Source organism: Rhizobium oryzihabitans (assembly GCF_010669145.1).
In the GTDB taxonomy this organism is placed as follows: Bacteria; Pseudomonadota; Alphaproteobacteria; order Rhizobiales; family Rhizobiaceae; genus Agrobacterium; species Agrobacterium oryzihabitans.
Map to the genome: position 1 here is coordinate 324,516 of NZ_CP048635.1, position 26,062 is coordinate 350,577.

Sequence of the window (26,062 nt, forward strand, 5' to 3'; positions counted from 1 at the left end):
TCAGCCGCCGCCCTGCGGCCCATTGCTTGGCCGGGCGGCGCGAACCGCAGCCAGCCCTTGATGCCCTCCTTATCGCCAATGGACGTCAGGCTTTCGAAAATCTGCGCTGCATCGGCGTAGCGGCGCATGGCAAGATAGGAATAACCGCGCAGCACCATAAGATCGGTGCGCTCATCGGCAAGCCGTGCCCGCTGATCGAGCAGGAGAAGCGTTTCCGCATAACGTTTCGACTGGAAGGCTGAGACCGCCCTGTCAGCCAGGATCGAGACCTGCAATTCCGTCGCCCGTGGACGCTCCATCTGGGATTTCGTTGCCGAAACGGCAGCATGGTCAGTCAGTCCCATGCGCAGATAGGCAAGGCTCTGGCCATAGGCCGCATCGCTTTTCACCGTGGACTGACCGCTGGCAATGGCGGATTCGAAGGCCTTCAGGGCTTCCGCCGGCCGGTTCGTTTCCATCAGGCACCAGCCGAGATCGAGCGCCTGCTGCGCCGGCAGACGCTGCGGATCAGGATAGACGGCGCAGGAGCGTGGACGTGACGCGGCGCTGCTCGACCTCTGCGTCTGCGAAGGCAGGCGCGCCTGCTTGCGCGAGGGTTCGGGAGCGGGCTGCTGCACGACCGGCTGGCTGTAAGCCACCGCCGTCTCTGCGGTCTGCGGCGCATAGGGCGCAGGTGCTGTTGACTGAGAAGCTGAGGCGGGAGGCGGCGCGGCAACGGGCGTCATCGCCTGTCTCGACTGGTCCACCATGCGTGCCGTTCCGACATCGGCGATGCGCTGCGACCGGCTTGCCCATTGCTGCTGGATGCCGCGCAGCCCGGCGAGATTGCGCAGATCGTGATAGCTGACCGCCATGCCATAGGCCGAAGGCTCATCATCCGCTTTCCAGCCAAGCGCCGTGCCGAACCATTGCAAGGCGAGCGGCGTCTGCCGGAAGGCAAGCGAATACCAGCCGAATTGCTGCGCGGTTGCAGCATCCTTGCGGGCCATCGTTTCCGCCGCAATGCGCTGCAGCACGTCTGGCGGCAGCACGACAGGCGGCTCGAGTGCCAGAAGATTGGCGGTCGCGGCCAGATAGGTCGCAAGCGCATCATCAGACGCGTTGCGCCATTTATACATGACGTCTTCGGCCTCGCGCGGCTCGTTGCGGTCAATCAGCGCCAGTGCCAGCCCTTGCGAGGCAGAGGCGCTATCATCGTCTTCGCGCGCCTTGCGGAACCACTTTTCCGCTTCGGTCATGTTCTTCTGGCGAATATTGTACCAGCCGAGCAGCAGGGCATCGCTTGCAAGCTTATCTGTCTCCGCAAGCCGTTCAAGCCGCATCAGATAAGCGGAGGGAACGGAAATACCCTCTTTCTCCCCTGCCTTTGCCACGAACTGGCGCGCGAGATCATTCTTGACCGGCTCGAATTCCAGCTGACCGTCCGCGCCGGGTTTTTCCTTGGCCAGCAACTCATCCATCATCTCCGCCGGCAGAAGTGCTGATGCCTTCTGCACCGTGGCGAGCCGGTCGCTTGGCACCGTGCAATTGTTGAGGATGTAGAGATAGGCGTCCCTCGCCCGTCCCATCCGGTCAGTATTGGCGAAGGCATCGGCAACCCGCCACAGCACATCCACCTCGCTGCAGGTCAACAATCCGGGATTGTTGGCGGCTGCGTCCACCACGGTCGCATATTGCTTGAGATCGGACGCGTTGACGAGCCGCTGGCGGGCTTCGGCAAGCGAAAGCATGCCTGTCAGATTGTCTGGCGGCTGCCAGCCGGTCTCCGCCTGCTGCCGGTCGGCGATCGCTTTCCTTACCTCGGCATAACGGCCGTCGGTATAAAGCTGCCACATGGCGTCAAGCTGCGGATCACCATTCTCTGGAATGGCGAGCGGGTCGGCAGGTGGTGTCCAGTTCGGATAAAGCGTGCGCAGCCGGGCGATTTCGGCCTGAAGGCGCTGGGTATCGCCCCTCGCCGCGAAATAGCGCAGCGCACTGAGATCAACTTCGGGCATATCGGGAGCTGCAGGCTGGGTCGCTCGGGGTGCGGGCGCCTGCGATGTCTGTCCGCCAGCCTGTGTCTGCGTCACCGGCTGCGGGTCTGTAGCCGGCACGGTGACCGGTGGCGTCGCAGGCTGCGTTACCTGCGCCACTTCACGGTTCTTGAGGAACGCATTGATCTGCGCAGGATTGGCCGCAACCGGCGAAATGCGCGGCACTCCACGATTGTCACCGACCGCTGAAGTATGCACGTCCGACACCCGCCCGAGAATGCTGTCACGCCAGTGGAAGGCGGCAAGCGCAATCAGGACCAGGATGAGAGCCGAGGTCGACAGAGGCTTGTTCATCGGCATTCCCCGTTATTCCCTGTCAGAAACGACAATGCCAGAAGATGCAATGTAGAGGGATAATAAAGTGTTGGCTGAAAGCTCTGAAGTTCAGCGGAAACGGCCGGGCCGCCGGCCGCGCAGGCCGCCAGCGCCGGAATGACGCGGTAGCCAGGGTCTGACAGCACATCCTTGACCGCCCCGCTCTTCAGATCGAACGTACCCGCCGCACCGCTTTCCAGCGTCATGCCGTCTTTCAGCCGGGCAAGCAGTTGCGGAGAGCCCATTTTCGCCCGCGAAAGATAAAGCGGTATCCGCACCGCATTATAGCCGAACTCTGCCGGAAAACCCGACGCCGGCTGCGGCTTCGTCTTCACCGACACCCAGTCGGCGGGCAATTTCTTGTCGCTGAAGGCGAATGCGCCGATCTGCGCCGCCCCATCATCGGAAAGGGCTTTCCAGAGCGGTGATGGCGCGACGAGATTGAGGACCGGAAAGGCCTCGAAGATCAGATAGGAGGGATTGACCACAGGCCCGTCGTCCCGGTCATTTTCACCAAACCCGCTGGCGGCCGGCAAAAGCAGCGTTCGCCCGCTGCGCTGCACGACGGTCTTCTTGAGGATGGCCGATGCTATGGCTGCCGAGGCCTCGGCATAGTCCTGCCGGTTCCATTGCCCGGCTGCGAGCGCCAGCGCGTAAGCGATCAGAATATCGCCGTCCGTGGCGTTGTTGATGTCAGTCACATGCGGTCTGGTGCGCGGATCCCATTTCCAGGCGGAAAGGCCGTCATCGCGCACGAGCAGTTCGGTGCGCGTGAAGCTCCAGATCAGTTCGAAATCGGCAAGATTGTCGGAAAGAACGGCAAGCCACATGCCATAGCCCTGCCCTTCACTGTGGCTGATATTGCCGTTGCCGGTATCGATGATGCGACCGCCGGGATCGAGGAATGCGCTTTTATAGGCCGCCCATGCCTCCGGCGAAACCGATGCGGCGCGGCTTGCCGGGATGTTGGCAATCAATGCCATCAGCGAAAGACAAAAAATGCCGACAAGTCGAGAGATCCCAAACTTCATCGATGTCGCCCCATCAAACGCAGCATCACAAAGGTGGCGAGGCCCAGAAGCGATACAAACCCGATGAATGCCAGCGAATAGGAGAGCACGTTGGAAGACAGCCAGTTGGCCGCAATCAGCCTCCAGTTCGAGAGGGAAAAATCCCGTGTCGTATAAAAATAGGGCCTCTCCACTTCCACTGTCTCGATTTTTTCGGCTGCCGCATCATAAGCGGCGACCCGTCCCGTGACGTCGCGCCAATGGTTTTCGCGCACCATTGCCGTCATGCCGTCACGAAGCTCCGCCGAAGTCGGTGCAGTGGCCAGTGTCCAGACGCCTTCTCCGGAAGGGCTGAGACCCTGCGCCATCATGAAGGAGACATTTCCGGTCGGCGCATAGGGCTGCTCGGGTGCCGGCAGGAAGCGCAGCGTGTCCGAGCTGAGGTCGAAATTCCGCTTCATCCATTCCTCAAGGGAGGAGACCTGCCCCTCCCAGATGCCGCCATCCACCCGCTCCCGCCAGTCGTTGAAGAGGGTATCGCTGTTTTGCGCGGGAGGCTGAACGCCGGTCCCGATCTTCCAGGATATCTGACTTGAGGGCACGAGATTGAACTGGCTGATCAGCGCCTGCGGGATTTGCGAAATCGTTCCGACGAAAAGGGCGTCTCGATCGCCGATCACCAGCGGCGAGGCCACGGTCTCGACATTGATCGGATGGCCAGACACACTCGCCAGCCGGCTGACGAGCGTCGCAGCCGCCGACATCGTATCAGTGTCGAAACGGTCAAGCGAAAGCGCAACCGGGCTTCCAGCGGCCCTGTAGGGCTGCCCGGCGCCCGCCATCGCCGCCAGATCCGGCTTGCGGCCGATCCGCGCAAAGTCCGGCACCTGGATTTCCGAGGTGTCAAACAGCGCAAAACGCGGGGTCGCGCTGGCCGGTGCTCCGGGGGCACAGGCCTGATCCTGCGCCGTCATCAATACGGCCTCGATCGTCACCTTGTTCGGACCCGGCTTGAAATGCCGCATCGTCACCTTGATGGGCAAATGTCGGAAAATGCCGCCGCCATTGTTGGAAATCGGTACGGTCGAAGCGATCTCGTCATTGACGTAGATGTCGATATGGCTGCCGGGCAACACCTGCGACGAATAGGCGGCATCAAGCAGGAGGGACGCTTCGCCATAGGCCGATGCGTAAAAATCGGCGGGCATGCCGATATAAAATTCGTTGCGGAAACGCCGCCCGCCAAATTCGGCGCTTTCAATGCCCAGCTCGGAAAGCGCGATGCGACGGTCCGACATGATGAGCGGTACATCCGGCGCATGCCAGCTGCGGGTCGAAAAGGTCGTTCTCTGCGCGCCGGGGGTGCGCGAAATCGACGAAAACAGCGTTTCTATCGCCGCCTGCACCGCCTGCGTGGTGGGGCCGCTGACGAAGAGCGGAGAAAGACCGCCCGGCGCGGCATTGCCGAAACCGGCAAAGGCGCCCGCCGATGCTTCGGGCGGCAGTGCAGCGGAAAGGCCCGCAATCTCACGCGCGGTGCCGACGAGAACCACCAGCGTTCCGGCCCTGGGTTCGGCAGACGGGGTGGAAACGAAACGGATCGTCTGGTTCGGCATCTGGGTTCTGAGCGCCAGAGCCTGCGAAAGCCGCAGGAGCGAATCCGCGAATGCCGGATTGCCGAGCCCGGGCGCGACGATCTCGATCGACGTCGCCGCTTTGCCATCCGGCCCGGTTGCCTGAATGTCGTCTATATTGGCGAAGTTGCCGGCAACATCGGCGTTGAAGGCGATATAGGTGCTTGCCGGGTCAATCTCGGTCCAAAGATCATAGGTGGACTGGATCGTGCAATCGGTTCTGTGGCGCTGCTGCACACCAAGCGTCACGACATTCGCCCCCACCTGCAAGACACCAGGCGGAATTTTCAGCGAAATATTGCCTTCGCTATCCGGCGCTTCGATACGCGCCGCATCGAGAGGAACATTGTTCAGGCTGACCTGGAAGTTCGAGCTTTCCGGCGCGACGACAATGGCGTTCTGATAACCGATATTCAGCGCGACGGCGGCATTCACCTGCTCAGGCGTCAGGTAGATGCTCCATTGCCGCCTGTCTATCTCGCCGGAAAGGCTGAGCTTTTCATAGGGCAATATATAACGGCGGCGGCTGTCGGCGGCGAGTGACTGTGTCTGGGCAGATGCTGGCCGTGCGCCCTCCTGCCGCGGCGGAACGGCGACGGGCGGCAATGGTAAAGGCGGAACGGCAGCAGGACGCTGTGGCGGTTGCGGCGCGGGTGAAGGCTGGACCGCAAAGGGCGGCTGAACCTGCGGCGGCTGGGTTGGGCTTTGAGCCGGAGGCTGCTGGCGAGGCGCTGCAGGAGGAATGGCAGGTGGCGGCACGGGTGCCGGTGCCGTCTGCGCCGGCCTTTCAGGCGACATGTCGAAGGGCGAGGACTGCGCCATCGCACCGGTTGCAACGGCACCCCACATCAAAACTGTCAGTGAACTTCTGATCGTTTTGCGGCCGGTCATTTCACGGCTCCGGCAGGTTTGACGGTTTTGGCGGCAGGACGGAGCGCCTTGACCAGATAAAAGAGGCCACGCTGCGTCTGGAACAGCGAAATCGCCAGGAAGATCGCCGTACCACGAATGAGGCCGGGGTTCTTGCGGCGCACGCGCTGGAATTCGCTCCATTGTTCGGAATTGGCGAAGATGAGGTCGGCGATCAGACGATGATCGATGGCACGCTGCGGCGAGAACGTGCAGCCGATGGACACAAACCCTTCGCCGCGAACCGTGCGGACGACGTTGATGGGCATGGTTTCCGGCACGCCCTCGCTATGGGGTTTGACCTTCACGATCGCCGTCGTGTTCTTCTCGATCGCCGTGGCGTTGTCGAACAGATTGATCAGCAGGCCATGCACCGAGACGTTCTCGATGGAGGCCGGCACCCATGCATCGCTGCCCTCAAGCTTGACCTCGCACCGTCGTTTGACGGTGATGCGGCGCGATGCCGATTTGTCGCCGCGCTCTGAGACGACGCCGAGCGCGCAGCCCGCAAAGATGAGGTTGAGCAGGTTCCAGCCGCCGACGACGAGCGTGACATCGGCCTTGTAGGGCTCGCTGTAGATGCGCCAGATGGCAAAGGCCATGGCTACGACCAGAAGCGCAAAAATGACGAAGAAAGGCCGGCTGATTTCCGAAAGCCGCGCCTCGGCGATGGATTCGTCCTTTGCCGTCACCTTGAAGGTCGGCTTGCCCGGATTGAAGATCACCGAAACGACGGCGGGCAGAAGGTGAACCGTCTGCACATATTCGTAGAGTTCCGAAATCCATGGCCAGCGGAAGCTGCCATAGAGATAGTTCTGCATCATCAGATTCACGAGCATATAGGCCGCGGTATAGGCCAGGAACTCGCCACCCGAGGCAACGAAAATCTGAAGATCGAAGAACAGATAGAACAGCGGCGCAAACAGGAAGATCGTGCGCGGAAACGGGAACAGCCAGAACAGCGTCGATGACATGTAGCAAAGACGCTGCGTGAAGGAGAGGCCGCGCCGGAACAGGGGCTGGCGGAAGATCAGGATCTGCATCATGCCCTGCGCCCAGCGGCTGCGCTGGCCGATGAAGCTGGCGAAGGTGGCCGGCTGCAACCCGGCGATCAACGGCTTGTCGACATAGATGCTGTTCCAGCCGCGCGAATGCAGCGCCAGCGCCGTTTCGCAATCCTCGGTGATGCTGACGCCGCTGAACCCTTCCGTATCCTGCAGCGCCTCGCGCCGCAGCACGGCGGCGGAGCCGCAGAAGAACGCGCCGTTCCATTTGTCGAGGCCGCGCTGGATGATGCCGTAGAACATCTCGTTTTCGCTGGGCATCGTCTCGAAGGTGCGCAGATTGCGCTCGATGGGATCGGGATTGACGAAGAAATGCGGCGTCTGCACCAGGAAGAGCCGGGGATCTTCCTCGAAATAACCCACCGTTTCCAGAAGGAAGTCGCGGGCGGGTGCATGGTCGGCGTCGAACACCGTGACCAGTTCGCCGGTCGAATGGGCAAGGCCGTTATTGAGATTTCCGGCCTTGGCATGGACGTTGCGCTCGCGCGTCAGATAACGCACGTCAAGATCCTCGCAGAGCTTCTTCAGCTCCTCGTGGCGGCGCTGCGCCGCCTGTGCCTCGACAATATTGCTGGCATTACGCTTCTGCACCGAACCGCCATCGTCCAGCAGCCAGACAGTGAACCTGTCGGCCGGATAATCCATGTTCTTGGCGGCCGCCAGCGTATTGGCGAGAAGCTCCGCATCCTCGTTGTAGCTCGGCACGAAGACATCGACCGTCGGCCGGTAATCGGGCGAACCGGGCCGGGTCTTGCGCGAAGGCAGCGGCATCGAGACGATGACGAGGCTGAGTCCCAGCATCACGACGCTGTACATTTCCGCAAGGTAGAGCAGAAAGCCCGGAATGAAGTTCTCAAGCTGATTGACGGGCGGCAATGTGCTGGTGGTGCGCCAGTAGACATAACGCAACACGATGGCCGTGCCGAAACCAAGCGCCACCAGACGCCAGGCCCCCTGCCCGTTGAAACTCTTGATCGTTGCAAGGAGGACGAGCGAAATCGCCGTGGCGACCAGATGCGTCTGCAGGCTGACCGGCATCGTAATGATGGCCAGAACGCAAAGCGAGACAAGCAACCAGACAATGATCGTGATGGCCTTGTTCATCCAGAAACTTTCCGTTCTCTTCCCCACCCGGACGTCTCACCGGGATTTTCTGCAACGCCCTCTTCCGCTCTTCGTCCCGCGATCATCTGCATCCTTGAGCCGCCCCGAACCGGACACGCATGCTGGCGAGGGAATGGATACCTGCGGCACCTGCGACGGCAGCTGGCTCCCCACCCCGACGTTCTCCGCGCGAGTGCCGGCCACAGCGGCCCTTGCGGGCTGGGCGGGCGCACTGGCCGAGACGGGCGACGGAATGCTGACTGCCGCCACCGGTGGCAGCGGCTGCGCCTCCGGCTGAACAGGCGTAATGGCTGCGGCGGCACGGCGCGCAGGCTGCCTCGGCACGCTCGCAGTCACTTCGCCACCCGGCCGCATCGGCACGTCATCCGACCTGACAGGATAGACGGGATGGCCGGGCCGGCCGAGATTTTGATCCACCGCCTGCGGCGTGCCATAGGGGTTCCAGCTTTGCGAAGCATAGGTGCCGGTGATGGTGTAATTATACATGACCGCCAGAAGCCGCTCGACGCTCGCCCCCGACTGGCAAAGCCGCAACCTGACCTTGATGCGTCCAAGGTTGCGGAAATCCTGCCGCATGCTTTCCGGCGAGCGAATATCCTGCCAGCCATAAAGGCAGGTGTCGCCACCCCTGCCGCTGCCGGCCGCATAGGAAAAGGCGCCGTAGCCGTTTTGCAGGTAATTGGCCGACATGGTGACGTTTTCAGCCGGAAACTCCGAACGGATTTCGCGTGCGACCGATGCGGCCCTGAAACCGGTAAACGTCAAAGCGTCACGATCGGTGTCGCCAGCCTGCTGCGGACCGAAAAACTCCGCCTTGATATAGTTCTGGCCGGGCGTTGCGGCATCGGAGCGCAATATGACCTGCTGCGCCACGGCGTTCGAATAGGTACGGTTGATGACGGTCACGATTTCCGGGCCACCGGGCGGCGGGAAAACCAGCGCCTCGGACGGAGACAGCATCTGCGCGCCCCCGAACGACCGAACGCCCGAAGGAGTATTGCAGCCCGCAAGAACCGCAACAGAGAACAGCAATGAAGAATAGGCAGAAAATTTCACTGCCTTGTGCCCCTTTATGTCCCCCATCCCACCCAGGTTAAAAAGAGACCGAATCAAACGTGACCAGACCATTGTTACGAAATACGTGAGGACTACGAATAAGCAATCTCAAATTTACGTTGTAATTTCTGAGACTTTATGAGTTTCGAATCACTTCTGATCCGTGATCTGCCACAAAGGAGCGCGGAACAAATCGCGCCCGCGCGGGTTGGCTCACCGTTAGGTCGATAATTTTTACGGTTGCAGCGCAATATGTCCCATGGTCTACTTGCCTCTATAATTACGTATTCTTATTGGTCTAATTTTTCATTCAACTGTAAAAACAGAGAGTTGACGCATGACTGTGCAATTTCCGAGTATCGCGCAGGCGCTTGCCGAAGAAATCGGAACATTACGGAAATGGCTGGATGAGGACGCCCTGCCCTTGTGGTGGGAGGCGGGTTCAGCCCGGCCGGACGGCGGTTTTTACGAGCGCCTCGGCCAGGATGCGAAACCGATTTTTTCCGATGACCGCCGCGCCCGTGTCCAGCCGCGCCAGGCCTATTGTTTCGCCGCAGCCGGCCAGCACGGCTGGCAGGGACCCTGGAAAGACGCGCTGCTGCATGGTTTGAGCTGGTTCGAAAAGGTCTATCGCCTCGACAATGGTCTTTACGGCAACCTCGCCGACCAGACCGGCAGGCTGATCGACCCCTCCTTCGATCTCTACAATCAGGCTTTTGCGCTGTTCGCCGCCGCACAGACGGCGGCCGCCCTTCCCGATCGCAAGGACGAGATGCGCGGCCGGGCGCTCGATATTCTCGCTATCCTCAAGCGCGACTACAAACATCCCGTCGCCGGCTTCGAGGAGGAAAACCCACCGCGCACGCCGCTCTGCTCCAATCCGCACATGCATCTTTTCGAGGCGATGCTTGCCTGGGAAGTACAGGACCCGGAAGGTCCCTGGTCGGCTCTGGCCGATGAGATCGCCGATCTTGCGCTGAACCGCTTCATCGATAGCGGCAATGGAGGCCTGCGGGAATTCTTCGGCCATGACTGGGCACCCTATGAGGGCGACAAAGGCCGCATCATGGAGCCGGGCCATCAGTTCGAATGGGCATGGCTTCTGGTGCGCTGGGGCAGCCTGCGCAACAATGAGGCGGCGATCACCAAGGCCAGGCGCCTGTTCGAGATCGGCGAGGAGCACGGCATCTGCCCGCGCCGCAAGGTGGCGGTCATGAGCCTCTATGATGATTTTTCGGTGCATGACGGGCTGGCGCGGCTATGGCCGCAGACGGAATGGTTGAAGGCGGCGGTGCGTCTTGCCAGTGTCACGTCCGGCGAGGAGAGGCAGCGTTACCTCGCCTCTGGCCTCAGAGCCATCGGCGCGCTGCAGCCCTTCCTCGACACGCCGGTCAAAGGGCTGTGGTTCGACAAATGGCCGGCCGACAAGCCGATGCTCGACGAGCCGGCACCGGCGAGCACGTTCTATCACATCGTCTGCGCCATCTATGAGGCCGAGGCGGTGCTGGCAGCCAGCAAATAAATATCCGGGCGAGCGAGCGGGCCGGGCGTCCGCTCAGCTCGCTCCGGCCTCGTTCAAGCCTTGGCCGGGCGCACGACGCGCCAGTCGGGCTTACCGAGATTGTGCGGCCAGGGATGCACGTCCTTGTCATTGAAATAGACGACCTCTTCCAGCCTCGGAAAATCCGCCTGTTTCAATGTCACGTCGTTCATCCATGGACGGACGTAGGAATCGCCGCCTTCATAGCCGAGTTCGGCGACCCAGACCGGCTTGTTGAAGGTTTCGACAAGCCTATAGCCTTTGCGCAGCAGATCGGAGAACTTCCGCGGTCCGCCATATTCGATCTTGTCGTAGTCCTCGAGACCGAAGACCGATAGCCCGACCAGATCGGCGTAGCTGTCACCGGGATAATAGGCGCGAAGACCATCGAGCCCCTTCGGTGACCATATCACCTTGACGCCGGGGACCGCCTTGCGGGTCATGTCCACCATACGCTTATAGGCCGTGATATAGTCCTGCGGGTTCCATCCCGACCATGAGAAGCGGCCGGACGTGTCTTCCATTTCCTGCCCCAGCGAAGGATGAGCGGGCTTTTCATTGCCGACATGCGAGCGGCGATCGCCTGCATGTTCTTGTCGTAGTCGCCTCCCAGCACCCTGCGGCGCAACTCGTCGGAGGTGAGACGCCAGTTGACGTCCCAAGACCAGGGCTCGACCGTGATCAGAACATTGCGCTTGCGCTCCATGGCATAGGCGTCCGCAAGCGCCAGACTGTCGAGATCCACGTCCTCCCAGGGCAGGAACAGATGTTCCGTTGCCACCCCGGTCTGGCCGGTGAAATCGCCGTGCGGATCGTAAGCGCCGAAGCGGATACCGTCCGCATGCAATGTCGGGCGTTTGTCGGCAAGTGTCTTCATGCCGGTGGAGCCCATGGGCGCGACCCCCTGGGCGTCCAGTTTGAACATGGGGTACATGCTGGCTGACGCAGCGACAGCCGCCCCACTGGCGAAAAGCAGTTTTCTTCTTGTTATTTGCATGACACTTCCTCCTACCTCGTCGCCATCGTCGCCTTGCCATAGGCGGCGACTTGCGGGGTGACATCGTCCTTGCGGACAAGTTTCAGGAATTCATCTCCGGGCCGTGGCGGGTTATGCCGGAAGACGTACCAAGGGCCGCCCTGCTTGCGCTGGTAGAGCACCTTGCCGATGCGGCCATGGTCGAAGCAGGTATCGGCCTTGCCGCTTCCCGCCATACTTTTCCAGGTGGCGCGCATGCACAGCGTGCCATTGGCATCCACCGTCCAACGGCCATCGCCGACCGACTTGACGCCTTTCTCTTCCGTGGCGGCAACGAACTTGCGTCCATCGGCGATGAAGCGCCCGCCGCCCGTATCCCATTTCCAGGTCTTGTCGTAATACATGTCAACGACTTCGCTGGTCCGGAGCGGTTTCGGCGTCTTCGTGCCGCCTGCGGCGTGGACGGCACTTGGTGCGATCACCGCAAGGCAGAGTACGAAAGCGGAGAATCCGCAGTTGCTTATTGTTGTTCTCATCACAGCCTCCTCCTTCTATTGTCCGACCCTATTGTCGGCCAGCATGATTTCTCCGGTTGTCATCGCCGGTGGCGGCATCATGGGTTCCGCCTGCATGTTTCTATTTCCTGGCATTCCCGGCAGTACGATGCGCAATTTCAGACGCACCGATCTTGCTCCTTCCACGCCAGCGCCGGCCACGGTGAACCGCGTTTCTGTGAAGCTGACATAGGGTTGCCCGTGCGACAGGGCTTCCAGCCCGCCAATTGCATGGGAGCTGAGTTCCGCGGCACTGCCGCCCACAAGCATTAACGAACAGGCAGCGGCAGTCGCCGCACCGCGCAATGCCGGCAGCCTCGGCAAACCGTTTTCCATCGCGTGGCGGATAAGCAGAAACACCGAGAGGCCCGCATAGATCGCCACATTGATCGCGGCGAAGACGAAGAAGCCTTCCGCTCCGCTTTCGCGCGGCGCCAAAACCATCGCCAAAAGGCTCAACGCGGCCAGAGCCATGTAAGGCACGATTACCCGGAGCGGCAGCGGGGGTTTTGCCTGCGTGCCCTTCGGCGTGATGCGGAAGTCGACGAAGTCGCCACGGATCGTATCCCGGATCGCTGCCAGCACACCCATCAAAGACCAGGGCCAGCGCAGGAACAGAAACACCATGGCTTCCCAGCTGAAGAGTTTTGCATCATGCGGGCGGAAAGCCCCTGTGGCCCGCCAGAAAAACGCGAACACGATCATGATGAGCGAAATCGGCATAAAATGTGCCAGAAACACCGGATAGGATGCATTGACGAGGACATGCCCGCTCAGGAGCGCGACGGCCGGAAGCACGAACATCAGCGCCATGAAGCCGGAAAACAGCGGATACCAAAGCTGCGAAAACAGGAACTGGAACTTCAGCCGCAGGGGCAGTTTCGGCACGTAATGCCGTGAATATTGCAGCAGGATGGTCATCAGGCTGCGCGACCACTGGAATTCCTGCACAATGAGGTCGGCAAAGGTCGAAGGCCCGTCGCCATGCGCAATGGCGTTGACGGCGTGGACCCCGCGCCAGCCACCGGCATTCATCAGAAGCGTGGTGGAATGGTCCTCCGCAAGCTCGGGGCCCAGACCGCCCACCTCGCGCAGCGCTTTGGTGCGCACGGCATAATGCGAACCGATGCAAAGCGGCGCCCAGCTGTTGTTGTAACCCAGCTGCAGCGCGCCGTGCAGGCTCGCCTCCGCATAAAGCCTGCCGCGCGCGGCCCAGCTCTCACCGGCATTGGCATCGCAGATGCTCGGCGCGGAGACATATCCCACCGCCGGATCGGCGAAGGGACGGATGATCTCGCTCAGATAAGCCGGCTCCGGCACGTGGTCGGCATCGAACTGGGCGACGAAATCATAACGTTCGTAACCGTAATGATCATAGAAATAAGCGAGATTGCCTTCCTTGCAACGGGTGCGACGTGGCCAGGTCTTGCGATGATAGTCGGCGATGCCTTTGCGGGTCGAAACGAAAACACCATGCGCGCCGCACCATTTCAGCGTTTGCGCATCCGGATCCTCATCCGCAAGCCACACGTCGAATTCCAGCCCCTTCTGCTCCAGCATGGCCAGCAGCGTCTTGCGCACCACGGCGAAAGGTTCCGATGGCGCCTTGGTGACGACCATCGCCACTCGGCCCCTGGGCAGAGGAGAGCGCCGATCGACGACTCTTGCATTCAGGAAGATGAAGATGAAATAGGACGGCAACAGCGTGATCCACGCCAATGTCATCGTGACGATGGTGTAATAGGGCCAGTCGATGACCCGGTCCCGGTCCAGCCACCAGATCCAGAAATAGGCAAGTGTGACCAGCCAACCGCCGATACCGAGAAGATAGGCTGTGCGGTTCCATCCGGTAAAGACCGGCAGCATCCGCAATTCGCCTGTGGCGACGCGCGACGATGTGACAGAAGGAGTGGAGCGCGTCTTCATGTCAGCACCTCCAGCCCGAAGCCCGGACCGGCCGTGCGGATGATGGTGTCGATATCCGAGCGTTTCGGGGTAAAGCCGAGCGTTTCTTCCGCCCGCTTTATATCCGCGAAGAGAGCTGGCGGATCGCCGGCGCGCCTTGCACCGAAATGCACCGGCACTTCCTGGCCCGTCACCCGGTGGATCGCCCTTATGATATCGCCAACCGACGTGCCATGGCCGGAGCCGAGATTGACGCGCAGCGTCTCACCGCCATCCGCCAGATAGTTGACGGCGGCGACATGCGCATCAGCCAGATCGCTGACATGGATATAGTCGCGAATGCAGGTGCCGTCGCTGGTATCGTAATCCGCGCCGAAGACATCGAGCTGCGGCAGTCGCGCAGCGGCGGCCATCAGCGCCCGCGGGATCAGATGGGTTTCGGGCTCGTGGCGTTCACAGAGCTCACCATCCGGGTCGGCACCTGCCGCGTTGAAATAGCGCAATGCGACGAAACGCATACCGTAGGCGGCGGCGTAATCATCGAGCGCCATTTCGAAGATCAGCTTCGTGCGCCCGTAAGGATTGACGGGCATCTGCGCCGTTTCCTCGCGGATCGGCAAGTGCGGCGGCACGCCATAGGTGGCGCAGCTGGAGGAAAACACCAGCCCGCCAATATTCTGATCGAGACAGGCATCCAGAAGCGCCAGGCTGCCGCCGACATTGTTGCGGTAATATTTACGCGGATCTTCGACCGATTCGCCAACATAGGCGTTGGCCGCACAATGGATGACGAAGGCCGGCGCAAACTCCTTGAGCGTAGCCTTCAGCAGACTGCGGTCGAGAATGTCACCCTCGATGAAGGGTCCCCAGCGAACCGAATCCGCGTGACCCGTTGAGAGATTGTCGTATGCGATCGGCTTGAAGCCGGATTGAGCCAGCGCCTTGCAGATGTGGCTGCCTATGAATCCGGCCCCGCCCGTGACGAGGATTGTGCGGGGCATCTCATACGGCCTCCGCCATTTTCCTGCCTGCGAGGAGCGCATCGAAATAGACGATGGTTCTTTCAAGTCCCATTTCGAGCGGTACACGGGGTTGCCACCGGAGCTGCTCCTTGGCCCGCGAAATATCGGGGCGGCGCTGCTGCGGATCGTCGATCGCTGCAGGCAGATGGACAATGCGCGAGCGGGAATTCGTCATGCGGATGACGATATCGGCGAGCTGCCGCACCGGAATTTCACTCGGATTGCCGAGATTGATCGGCCCGATGCAGTCCTTCGGCTTGGCCGAAAATCGCAGGAAACCGTCAATGAGATCGTCGACATAGCAGAAGGAGCGCGTCTGGCTGCCATCGCCATAAATGGTGATGTCGGCACCCTTCAGTGCCTGCACGATGAAGTTGGAAACAACGCGTCCGTCATCCGGGCGCATGCGCGGCCCATAGGTGTTGAAGATGCGTCCCACCTTGATATCGACACCGTGGCAGCGGTGATAATCGAAAAACAGCGTCTCAGCGCTGCGTTTCCCTTCATCGTAGCAAGCTCGCGGCCCGATTGTATTTACATTACCGAAATAGGTTTCCGGCTGCGGATTGACGAGCGGGTCGCCATAGACTTCCGATGTCGAAGATTGCACCACGGTTGCACCGCATCTGCGGGCAACTTCCAGCACGTTGACCGCGCCAAGCACATTGGTGAGCAGGGTGCCGACGGGATCGCGCTGATAATCCGGCGGCGAGGCCGGAGAGGCGAAGTTGAAGATCAGCGAGACATCGATGTCATAGGGTTTGCGCACATCGTGCTCAACCAGCAGAAAGCGCTTATTGTCGCGCAAATGTTCGATATTTGCGGTTCGTCCGGTCGAAAGATCGTCGAGGCAGACCACTTCGTGGCCGCAGCCCAGCAGACGCTCGCAAAGGTGGGAGCCAAGGAAACCGGCACCGCCATTAACGAGAACGCGCTGGCCTGGCCTCCACTCGTCATAGATTGTGACGCCGTTGTCATGCTCGTTGGGAACGAAATTACGCATTACACACTCCTCCCCATGAGGAATCAGCCCGGCTGATTCAACTTGAACTGGATCAAACTCCCGATTGTTCGGTATCTTGAATATCAGCCTCCGGTTTTTATTTCTTCTGGAGGTTTAATATTTCGATTCGATAGATTTCAACTTTTATGATAGGCGCGGCGAAAAACAGGTCAACTTCATTTTGTCGAAATATTACAATTGATTACCCTTCACTACTCAAATCAGCCCTTGATTTAATACTTTTTAACTATGCCTCCATTATGCCTTTCTTATTGAGCATTAGCGCAAGCTTCGCTCAACCAGTCGGGACTATCCTGGTTTTGTAAGGCTCGGTCCACCGGGACAAAACCGCCCGGCGAGATGCGACAGACAGTCGGTTTCAGGGGACATACACGATGAATGAAATGCCTTATTCCCATAGCGGCAAAGCAGCTCGCCGCCGTCACTTCGCACTTGTTGCCACAGCACTTGCGGCTTTCACCTTCGCCACTGCTTCATGCTCCGTGGTCGAAGACGCCGTTCTCATCAAGACCGCATCTGCGAATACGGCCACGATGAAGACGCGGGTTGCTCCGGCCAGGACCTCCTACGGTTACGACAAGACAGGCAATGCAGCAGTGACGCTTGTTGCCGACGCGTCGTCCGGGACGCCCTCCATATCGCGGCCGTCCTATTCCGGTTCCTCTCCCTATATCTGCTCACCGAGCGGATTTGGTCAGAAGTCCCGTTGTTTCCTGAGGCCCTGAGCCTCGGCAAGAAAACCTGATTGAAACTGGCGCCCGGTAACCTTCGCTGCCTGACGTTCAGTTTCTCCAGCCGGAAAAGGCCGCGTCTTCGTCCTTATTAAAGAACCGTGACGCCGCCTCCGTGCGGTTACGGACGTGCATCTTCTTGTAGATGTTGCGGACGTGTACTTTCACAGTGTTTTCCGACAGATGAAGCCGGTCCGCGATGATTTTGTTTTGCGTTCCCTTGCACAGCAGGTCGAGAATTTGAACCTCGCGCGTCGTCAGCGCGGATATCTCGCTTCTGCTGGCAGAGAGGGCGTCGGCACGATTGGCGATCACGGCGCTGCTTTGAACGCTTTTGCCATGAACGGCCTGGGAATAAGGTGTGAGCTTGCCGAGAAGAGCTGCCGGAAAATGCTCTCCGCCCTTCATGAGCAGGTCAACGGCCGCCATGAAGACGTCGAGCCGCAGATTGAGCGGCAGCACGCCATCTATAATGCGCGTCCCCACCAGCTGCTTCAGCGACTCTTCGAACTTCTCGATGGTTTCAACGACGAGTGCGATCGGCGCGTCCGGATGTTTTTCGCGGACGGCTGAAAGAACGCCATGAAGCCGCTCCGACGATATGCGGTATGGCAGGACCAACCGGACATTCGCGCCGTAATCATCGTCAATCGTTGCCGACGACGTGACGCTCACCACGGCGAATGTGGGGAACTTTTTGCCCAACGCCTCTACGAGGCACTCGGAAAACAGGTCCGGATCCGCTATGATTAATAAAGTTCCATTTATAGGAGCAACGGCACCACTTGGTTTTGCCGCATAATCTGAAGTTCCCATGAACATTGACGCCTCCCTAAAGCGCTTACGCATTACGGTCTTTTGGTTGTGTCGTCTGCTGTTTGCTGAAGCGGCCCCTGAAAACTTATGGGGCAATCCCCGCCTCAAGCCATGTCAACTATCATTAATTACCCGTTAATTAAGGAGGCTAATACGAAAAGCTGTGTAAATAAATGGCCCAAACGGGTTATTTTTTACAATTGACGTACAAAATAGGTTACGCAATGACAGAATCACTGATCCCGGAAACGCTGGAAAAACAAACACATCGAAAAAGCTTTCGCTGCGGTTTTGCAATCCGGGAAAATATAACTTTTAGTTGAAATCCCTTTACATACCTCCCCGCCAAGCGACGCTGGAGAATGTGCCATTTCGGGATGCAGGACTTTTCTCACCGAAATAAACCATGTTTTTCGAAAAAGCCGCTGCCGGCTGTCAAAGCCGCATTATTTCCGGCCAAGCCGGCGAAATGCACCCCGTTGCCCACCCTCTGACATATATAATCGGGGTGAAAGCGCCGATATGTTTAACCCGAATTGATATCTAGGAACGGCAATTTTTCTGCTGCACAGTCTGACCGTCGCTGAAACGGCGATCGATGGAAAGACAACCCCGGCCTTTGACGTGTGTTTGCAGACGCCGGTTCCTTTTCAAGAAACATGAAAACGAAAAGACGAAAGCCACCGCGCTCCCCATTGGAGCGAGGAACGGATTTGTGCGCCTTTTTACCGAGTAGCGCACAGGGGCTGAACGAAAAGAGCCCGGTCACGGGCCAATGCCAAACCGCAGGTGATGCGTAACGAGTACATCTGCAAAACATCAATCTTTGTGCAACACGGAGCAAGCGCGAAAAAATCCCATTTAAGATGAGAGGGATTTCGAAAGCTGCTCCGAGCTTTTTCGGAGGAAATAAAAATGGGTTATGATCCAAAGTCATCCGGCGGTAGCGACGACGACATCACCAAGATCGGCGCGCTTTCCGATGGTTTCGCCAACACCTCGACCAATGACGCCAAGGTGGAAGACAGCAACGTCGGCACCGCAAATGGTGAAAACCGCAACAACGACAACAGCGATCACAGCACCAATGTGGATGTTGACGCCAAGATTGATGTAGCCGCCAACAACGGTGACAATCGCGACAACGACTATGACTGGAGCTACGACAGCAAGTCGTATAGCGACAACGACACGACCACCAAGACGAGCACCGAAACCAACACCGATATCAAGGTCGACTACGACTGGAGCTATGAAAGCAAGTCGTACAGCGACAATGATACCAATGTGAAGACGGTCACGGATACGGACACCAAAACATTCTCCTATTCCGACAACGACACCTCCACCAAGACCACGACGACCTCCGACAGCTTCAACTCCGCAGACAGCTACTACAAGTCGGATGACGACTTCGGTAACATCTCCGGCGTCAAGGATGTCGGCAATCTCGGCATCGCCGGCGGAGACCTCACCTTCAACCTGGGTGACGACTTCTCCTTCACACTCGACGTCGACAATATCCTCAACAGCTCGCTTAACGGCGACGGTAACGACACGGGCTTCAGCCTTGTGCAGGCCAACCACCTGGCGGATCAGGATCAGGCCTGGGATATCAAGATGGACAACGGTGGCGCCCAGAACCACCTGAACGCCAATGCCGGTGACGCTTACGGCGCCGAAGGCATGGACGGCAAGGGATGGGACCTCAAGGCCGGCGACGACGCCGCAGGTACCAGCACTGCAGATGCATCGGCAATCCTTGCAAATTCCGGCTTCCATCTGGAACTGGTGCAGGGCGCCAACATGCTCTCCAATGCCGTTGACGTCACGATCACAGGCGGCAACTCGCATGTATCGGATGTCGGTGAGGATCACTCCTGATAACCACCTCTTGACGAAAAGAGCTGCACCGGCATCCGCCGGTGCAGTTCGCGGTTAAAGGACCGGTTTGCGCGAAAACGAAGCACCGCCTGTGAGACGGGTGCCGTCCGCAACGCTCAGGCCCTGCCGCGATGATCAGGGAGGGACCTCCAATGCATATCGACAAGATTTCCGACATGATTGCGCATTTCATCGGCCTGTTCGATACCGAGGTCGAGGATGCGCGTCTGAGAACCAATTATAGCGAAGGCCCGGCCCAGTCCAATCCGGACCACTTGCCCGACGATGAAGCGGCACGGCTGCTCGACAAGAATTACGACGTTCCGCTTGAAGATTACGATCCCGGCGTCAAATATCGTTCCGGCCATTATGATTTCGATTACATGCGGCCGCATTTCGCGCGCGCTGTCGAATACGACATGCAGCAGCTTGCAAATGCCATACCGGTCGATATTTCCGGCGCGCATTTCCGCTTTCCCGGCCGTGTTTCCTTCGAGGGAGAACGCGAACTGGTGGTTCACACCGGCCCCGGCTCTGTTGCCGCTCATGTCACGCAGGTCAATATTCTTCAGGACGATGACTATGTGAACATGACGGACGGCCCCAATGTGGCGCGCGACACGACCTTCGTGACCGAGCGCACCGTCGAGTTCTACAATGAAGCGGCCGTCTTCACGCCCTTTTCCACTTTCCAGCGCACTGACAGCTACGATGCATTGCAGGCGCTCGCCAAATCCGCACATGATTACATCGACCATGCCCGCGAAAACGACGTCACCTCGCTCGGCACCGGGGCGGATCAGGATTTCGTCCTGGCTGGCAACGATATCAATGGCCTTTATATCAATGGCGCGGTTTCCTACGACAAGCCGATGCTCGACGACTTCATGCCGGATCGCGGCATTGCCAAGCCAGCGGAAGAGCCGGAAAAGAGCAACGTTTCGCTGCATGAGGACAGCCCCGCCGGCAACAGCATCGATGTGGCCGCAGGCGCCAACATCGTCGCCAATGTCGCCACGCTGGTCAATACCGGCGTCATGACCTCCGTCACCGCCGTCATGGGTGACTATCACCAGATCGACGCGATCACCCAGGCCTATATCTATAGCGATCGGGACGAGATTTCGTCCGTCTTCACCCATTCCGAAGATCAGGCGGCAACGGCTGCGTACAACATCGCCAGCTTCGAGCGCACCGTCTATCCCGGCGCAGAGAACGCGGCCGACAGCCATGATACGGGTGAAACGCCGATATTCCCCACCGCCTGGCGCGTCAGCGTGCTGGAGGGGGACGTATCCTTCGTGCACTGGATCGAGCAATATCAGTTCATCAGTGACAACGACACGATGACAATCACCACGGCGGGCTCCAGCGTCAGCCTGCTGACAGGCGGCAACGCTGCCCTGAACATCGCCAATTTCCTCGGCATCGGCATGCAATATGATCTGATCATCGTCGGCGGCAATGTGCTGGACATGAACCTGATCAGCCAGATCGCCGTGCTTTACGACAATGACTGGGCCCGCGCCAATCCCGATGCGCCTGATGGCGCGACGATCCAATCCGGCAATAACCTTCTGTGGAACGATGCTTCCATCCACAATGTCGGCAGCAATGATCGTTTCGAAGCCATGCCCGACTACATGAACCAGACGGTGAACGCGATCAACCAGCGTGACCCGAACATGCCGGAAGCGCTCGCCCACGACGCCAACTTTGCCGGCTATCAGGGGCTGAATGTTCTCTACATCACCGGCAATCTTTACGACGTCAGCATCATCAAACAGGTGAGCGTGCTGGGTGATTCCGACGATGTGACCCAGGCCGCGGCCAAGGTTCTGGAAAACAACCAGGATGCGACCGTCCATATCGACACCGGCAGCAACGCTGTCGTCAATCTCGCCCAGATCGTCGACTACGACAGCTTCGGCTCCACCACCTATGTTGCCGGCGGCCTTTATTCCGATGCCATCCTCATTCAGGGCGGCATTATCGAAAACGATACGTCGCATCCGGCTCAGCCCGGCCAACTGGCGAACGAGGTCATCGCCTTTCTTCACGATGATCCCGCCACCATCCAGAACGAATCCGATGGCGTCATCAATGCCGGTCACGACCTGTCATGGTCGAACGCGCATTCGGCCGACGTCATGCAGGGGGTCACTGCCTAGGTTTTGGCAAGCGGGACGGGAAACCCACGTCCCGCCGAAACCGCAGTTACCGCAAGATCACCAGGGGACCGATAAAAAATGGATCATATTTCAAGAAAAACCATTGCCGACGGGCGCTCGCTGGATTTGCCGCTGGATCAGGATGCGGAAGACAGCAAGCTAACCGATGCCTGCATTTCGGCCATCAACGAAGCCGTTGAGAACCTTCGCCAATTATCCGGCGCAGAACAGGCGAAAAACACTCCCTCCTCCCAGGAGGCTGCTCCCCCACGAACTCTTTCCCAACCGCTGGCGAGAACGGAACAACCGGCGCAATTGCGCGACGTTCCGCCGGAAAGACCGGCTCCGCAACAGGATCCGCAGCCCGCCTCCCCGCTCGAACCCCAAGCGAAAGTCGACAATACCGACCTGCCCTTCGTCAAGACCATCGACAATAATGACGGGCCTATCCGGGAAAACGAGCGCCGGCCGGTGACGGGTGGTGGCGGCAACGGCAAGGAGCCGACGGATAATGGCGGCGGCGGTGGCGGCGGCGGCGGAAGCCAGAGCGGGTTCCACAAGCGCAGCGAGCCGATCAATTTCGCCGCAAGTCTCGCCAAGGGTATTGCCGCCGTACGCCGCAACATGGTGGTGGTGATGCTGTTTACCATCGCCATCAACATCCTGCTGCTCGCCATTCCGCTTTATCTTTTCCAGATATCGGACCGGGTGCTGACCAGCCGCTCGATGGATACGCTGATAATGCTGACCGTCGCCGTGCTCGGCGCGGTTCTGCTGCAGGCTTTCATGGACGCCATTCGCCGCTTCATCCTGATGCGCACCGCCGTCGAGCTTGAAGTCCAGCTTGGTGCGCCCATCCTTTCGGCCGCCGCCCGCGCCTCCCTGCATGGCAGCGGCAAGGACTACCAGATCCTGCAGGATTTGCAGCAACTGCGCTCCTTCCTCACCTCCGGCACCTTGATCGCCTTCCTCGACGCGCCGCTGATGCCGCTCTTCATCGTGGTGGTTTATCTCGTCCATCCGCATCTCGGCATCATCATCATGGTCTGCTGCGCGGTGCTGTTCATCATTGCCTGGCTGAACCAGCGCTTTACCGCGAGACAATTTGCCGAAGCTTCCGGCTATCTGAGCCGCGCCAATTTCCATCTCGATTCCATGTCGCGCAACTCGCAGATCATCAATGCGCTGGCAATGATCCCCGAAGCGGTGAAGATGTGGGGCCGCGAAACGGCCGGATCGCTGAAGTCGCATGTGGCGGCGCAGGATCGCAACATCATGTTCTCCGGCGTCTCCAAGGCCGCCCGCATGATCACCCAGGTCGCGCTTCTGGGCTGGGGTGCCCATCTGTCGCTGTCCGGCGAACTGACCGGCGGCATGGTGATCGCAGCATCCATCATTTCCGGCCGTGCCCTTGCGCCCATCGAAGGGGCGATCGAAGGCTGGCACCAGTTCAACAAATCCGCAGCCTCCTATGGCCGCATCAAGCAGCTTCTCATCAGCTCGCCGCTAAACTTCCCACGCCTGCGCCTGCCCAACCCGGAAGGACGCCTGGATGTGGAGCGTATCCTCTTCGTGCCGCCGCCGCAGAAGAAGGTGATCCTGAACGGCATTTCCTTTTCGCTGAAAAAGGGGGAATCGCTCGCCATCATCGGTAATTCCGGCTCAGGCAAGACGACGCTTGGCAAGATGCTGGTCGGCTCCATCCTCCCCACGTCAGGCAATGTCCGCCTCGACCTCATGGACCTGCGCAACTGGGACCAGCGGCAATTCGGTGAAAGCATCGGTTATCTGCCACAGGACGTGCAGCTTTTCCCGGGCACCATCAAGGCCAATATCTGCCGCATGCGCGACGATATCGAGGACCGGCAGATCTATGAGGCAGCGGTGCTGGCCGATGTGCACGAGCTGATCGCGGGCTTTCCACAGGGTTATGAAACCGTGGTCGCCGCCGATGGCGCACCGCTTTCCGGTGGGCAGAAACAGCGCATCGCACTTGCCCGCGCCTTCTTCGGTGATCCCAAATTCGTGGTGCTGGACGAACCCAACTCAAATCTCGACACGCAGGGCGAACAGGCACTGGCCAAGGCGCTGCTGCACGCAAAGAAACAGGGCATCACCACCGTCACCATCACCCAGCGTCCGGCGCTTTTGCAATGCGTCGACAAGATCATGGTGCTGAAAGACGGATCGGTCGCCATGTTCGGCGAAAGAATGGATGTGCTGAAAGCGTTGTCCGGCAATGGCCGCCCGAGCAGCCAGTCCCCGCAGATCGAGGGTTGAGGATCGTCATGTTCAAGAAGAAAAACGCCATCGTCGAAGTCAAACCCCAGGGCCAGCTTGAATGGTACAGCGAGGTGCCACGCTCCATCCGCCTGCATAGTTCCATCGGTCTTGCGGTGTTGCTCGCCTCCTTCGGCGGCTTCGGATTCTGGGCCGGCACCGCCCCGCTCTCTTCCGCCATTATCGCCCAGGGCAGCTTCGTCGCCACCGGTAACAACAAGGTCGTCCAGCATCTGGAAGGCGGCATCATCAAGGAAATGATGGTGAGCGAGGGCGATACCGTCAAGGAAGGTGACGTTCTCCTGACGCTCGACAAGACAACGGCACTTGCCAATGAGCGCATGTTGCAGCTGCGGCGGCTTCGCCTGGAAACCATCGTGGTGCGCCTGCGCGCCGAGGCACAGGGCGAAAAAAGCTTCAAGGTGCCTGACATCGTCATGAAGGAAGCCGGCGATCCGGATATCAACTCAATCATCCAGAGCCAGAACATCGTGTTCCACAGCAAGCTCATAAAACTTGAGGAACAGCTGAACCTGATCGACAAGAACATCCGGTCGCTGGAATTCCGCTATACCGGCTATGATGGACAAAAACAGTCCTTCGACCGGCAGCTGGCGCTTCTGACACAAGAGCGTGACTCCAAGGAAAAGCTCGCCAAGGACGGCGTTATCCGCAAGACCGACATGCTGGCGCTGGAGCGCGCCATTGCCGATGCCATGGGTGATATCGCCCGCCTGACTGGCGAAATGAACCAGAGCGAGGCGGAAATCGCCAAGTTCAAGCAGGAAGCTGTCATCGCCGTCAACGCCAACAAGCAGGCCGCGCTCGACGCGCTCGAAACGGCTGAGTCCGATCTCGACAGCGTGCGCGAGCAGGTTCGCGGTGCCGCCGAAGTGCTGGAACGCACCGTCATCCGCTCCCCGTCAACGGCACCGTTGTGCGCGCCTATTATCACACGCCAGGCGGCGTCATCACCACCGGCAAGCCGATCATGGAAATCCTGCCCGCTCATGTTCCCCTGATCCTTGAGGCACAGGTTCTCAGAACCTCGATCGACCAGCTGCATGAAGGCCAGACCGCCGCGATCCGTCTCTCGGCGCTGAACCGCCGCACGACACCGGTTCTGAACGGCAAGGTCTTCTACGTCTCCGCCGACAGTATCGAAGAAAATGCCGGCCTGCAGGTGAAGGACGTCTATATCGTGCGCGTGCAGGTTCCCGACGAAGAGATCGCCAAGGTTCATAATTTCCACCCCGTGCCCGGCATGCCGGCCGACGTTCTGATCCAGACGTCGGAACGCACCTTCTTCGAATATCTGACCAAGCCGATCTCTGACAGCATGTCCCGCGCCTTCAAGGAAAGATGAATAAATATCAGTAACCTAGACTGTCTTTTCCGCAGCAATCAGCATATGATGGCTCAATGTATTTCGTTGGGGCGGGAGAAGCAGCATGGCGGCAATGTCGGATGTATTGCTGCTGGTCGGCAGGCTGAATTACGTGTGGACCAACACCGAAAGCCTGATGATCTATCTGATCGTCCATCTCCTGAAAGTGGAGAAGGAAGCGGCCATCGTGGTGTTTCTGACGCTCAACACCACGCGGGCGCGCATGGATCTCATTGAGCGCCTGGCGAAGCTTCCGTCCACGGACGCGAAGGACCGCAAGACCATTCTCTCCATCATGGCGCGGCTGAAAAAAGAAGCGAAGACGCGCAACAAATACAATCATTGCATCTATTCCTTCGACGAAAAGGGCGAAATCGCCAGCACCCAGCTGATGCGGCTGGTGGAGGACGACAGCAAGGTTCGTTACGGCAAGGTCGAACGCATGGACGAGAAGGAAATCGAGCACCTCGAAAAGTCGATCGCGGATATTGTCGAGGTCAGCAAGGATATGTGGAGCTTCATCCACGCCAGCCCGCATGTCTCGGCGGACTATCTTTAGAACCACCTCTTCTCCGTCATTGCGCCCTTGGGCCGGGATGTAGCCGACGCGCGTCCGCGCGGCG

General features: G+C 59.4%; 14 protein-coding genes and 4 pseudogenes. 7 read left to right on the plus strand and 11 right to left on the minus strand.

The genetic code is table 11. The annotated features are described in order from the left end of the window. The 5 genes and pseudogenes from G3A56_RS18255 to bcsN form a co-directional block, all read right to left on the minus strand. A pseudogene (locus tag G3A56_RS18255) lies at window positions 1-2,336 on the minus strand (cellulose synthase). Further along, complete coding sequence (locus G3A56_RS18260) at window positions 2,327-3,382, minus strand: family 8 glycosyl hydrolase (RefSeq protein ID WP_082185758.1); 1,056 nt, start codon at window positions 3,380-3,382, stop codon at window positions 2,327-2,329. The pseudogene G3A56_RS18255 and the gene G3A56_RS18260 overlap by 10 nt, the downstream one beginning before the upstream one ends. Continuing rightward, window positions 3,379-5,886, minus strand: coding sequence for a cellulose biosynthesis cyclic di-GMP-binding regulatory protein BcsB (locus G3A56_RS18265; protein WP_082185757.1), 2,508 nt, complete (start codon window positions 5,884-5,886; stop codon window positions 3,379-3,381). Before G3A56_RS18265 ends, G3A56_RS18260 begins: the two co-directional genes overlap by 4 nt. Then, window positions 5,883-8,072: a UDP-forming cellulose synthase catalytic subunit gene (gene bcsA / locus G3A56_RS18270; protein ID WP_082185756.1), complete on the minus strand. Its 2,190-nt coding sequence runs from the start codon at window positions 8,070-8,072 to the stop codon at window positions 5,883-5,885. Before bcsA ends, G3A56_RS18265 begins: the two co-directional genes overlap by 4 nt. 82 nt (window positions 8,073-8,154) lie before the next feature. Further along, window positions 8,155-9,053 (minus strand): annotated as a pseudogene (gene bcsN, locus G3A56_RS18275) (cellulose biosynthesis protein BcsN). A gap of 433 nt (window positions 9,054-9,486) precedes the next feature. On the opposite strand from bcsN, the gene G3A56_RS18280 reads away from it, so the two are divergent. Further along, a complete protein-coding gene (locus tag G3A56_RS18280; protein ID WP_082185755.1) occupies window positions 9,487-10,671 on the plus strand; it encodes an AGE family epimerase/isomerase in 1,185 nt (394 codons plus the stop codon). A gap of 53 nt (window positions 10,672-10,724) precedes the next feature. Here the strand turns inward: G3A56_RS18280 and G3A56_RS18285 are convergent. From G3A56_RS18285 to G3A56_RS18305, 5 genes and pseudogenes are all read right to left on the minus strand, one after another. After that, a pseudogene (locus tag G3A56_RS18285) lies at window positions 10,725-11,686 on the minus strand (glycoside hydrolase family 26 protein). A gap of 11 nt (window positions 11,687-11,697) precedes the next feature. Further along, window positions 11,698-12,201: a DUF995 domain-containing protein gene (locus G3A56_RS18290; RefSeq protein WP_035243559.1), complete on the minus strand. Its 504-nt coding sequence runs from the start codon at window positions 12,199-12,201 to the stop codon at window positions 11,698-11,700. 15 nt (window positions 12,202-12,216) lie between these two features. Then, complete coding sequence (locus tag G3A56_RS18295; RefSeq protein ID WP_082185753.1) at window positions 12,217-14,145, minus strand: glycosyltransferase family 2 protein; 1,929 nt, start codon at window positions 14,143-14,145, stop codon at window positions 12,217-12,219. Beyond that, window positions 14,142-15,125 carry a UDP-glucose 4-epimerase GalE gene (gene galE, locus G3A56_RS18300; protein ID WP_082185752.1) on the minus strand — a complete coding sequence of 328 codons (984 nt, stop codon included), beginning with the start codon at window positions 15,123-15,125 and terminating at the stop codon, window positions 14,142-14,144. Before galE ends, G3A56_RS18295 begins: the two co-directional genes overlap by 4 nt. A 1-nt stretch (window position 15,126) precedes the next feature. Beyond that, entirely contained in the window at window positions 15,127-16,149 is a 1,023-nt protein-coding gene (locus G3A56_RS18305; RefSeq protein ID WP_003500682.1) for a UDP-glucuronic acid decarboxylase family protein, read from the minus strand. 395 nt (window positions 16,150-16,544) lie between these two features. Here G3A56_RS18305 and G3A56_RS18310 point away from each other — a divergent pair, with 395 nt between their 5' ends. Then, a complete protein-coding gene (locus G3A56_RS18310; protein ID WP_003500681.1) occupies window positions 16,545-16,895 on the plus strand; it encodes a hypothetical protein in 351 nt (116 codons plus the stop codon). A 57-nt stretch (window positions 16,896-16,952) separates the two neighbouring features. On the opposite strand, the gene G3A56_RS18315 is transcribed toward G3A56_RS18310, so the two are convergent. Next, window positions 16,953-17,723, minus strand: a complete 771-nt coding sequence (locus G3A56_RS18315; protein WP_035243558.1) for a helix-turn-helix domain-containing protein — start codon at window positions 17,721-17,723, stop codon at window positions 16,953-16,955. A 909-nt stretch (window positions 17,724-18,632) separates the two neighbouring features. Here G3A56_RS18315 and G3A56_RS18320 point away from each other — a divergent pair. From G3A56_RS18320 to G3A56_RS18340, 5 genes and pseudogenes are all read left to right on the plus strand, one after another. Then, window positions 18,633-19,601 (plus strand): hypothetical protein, encoded by a 969-nt coding sequence (locus tag G3A56_RS18320; protein WP_003500675.1) that lies wholly within the window; start codon window positions 18,633-18,635, stop codon window positions 19,599-19,601. Between the two features lie 152 nt (window positions 19,602-19,753). Beyond that, window positions 19,754-21,772, plus strand: coding sequence for a hypothetical protein (locus tag G3A56_RS18325; RefSeq protein ID WP_082185751.1), 2,019 nt, complete (start codon window positions 19,754-19,756; stop codon window positions 21,770-21,772). 78 nt (window positions 21,773-21,850) lie between these two features. Beyond that, window positions 21,851-24,052 (plus strand): type I secretion system permease/ATPase, encoded by a 2,202-nt coding sequence (locus tag G3A56_RS18330; RefSeq protein WP_082185750.1) that lies wholly within the window; start codon window positions 21,851-21,853, stop codon window positions 24,050-24,052. Window positions 24,053-24,060: 8 nt separating this feature from the next. Further along, a pseudogene (locus G3A56_RS18335) lies at window positions 24,061-25,418 on the plus strand (HlyD family type I secretion periplasmic adaptor subunit). A gap of 85 nt (window positions 25,419-25,503) precedes the next feature. Then, complete coding sequence (locus tag G3A56_RS18340) at window positions 25,504-25,998, plus strand: hypothetical protein (RefSeq protein ID WP_003500669.1); 495 nt, start codon at window positions 25,504-25,506, stop codon at window positions 25,996-25,998. Window positions 25,999-26,062: the final 64 nt, after the last annotated feature.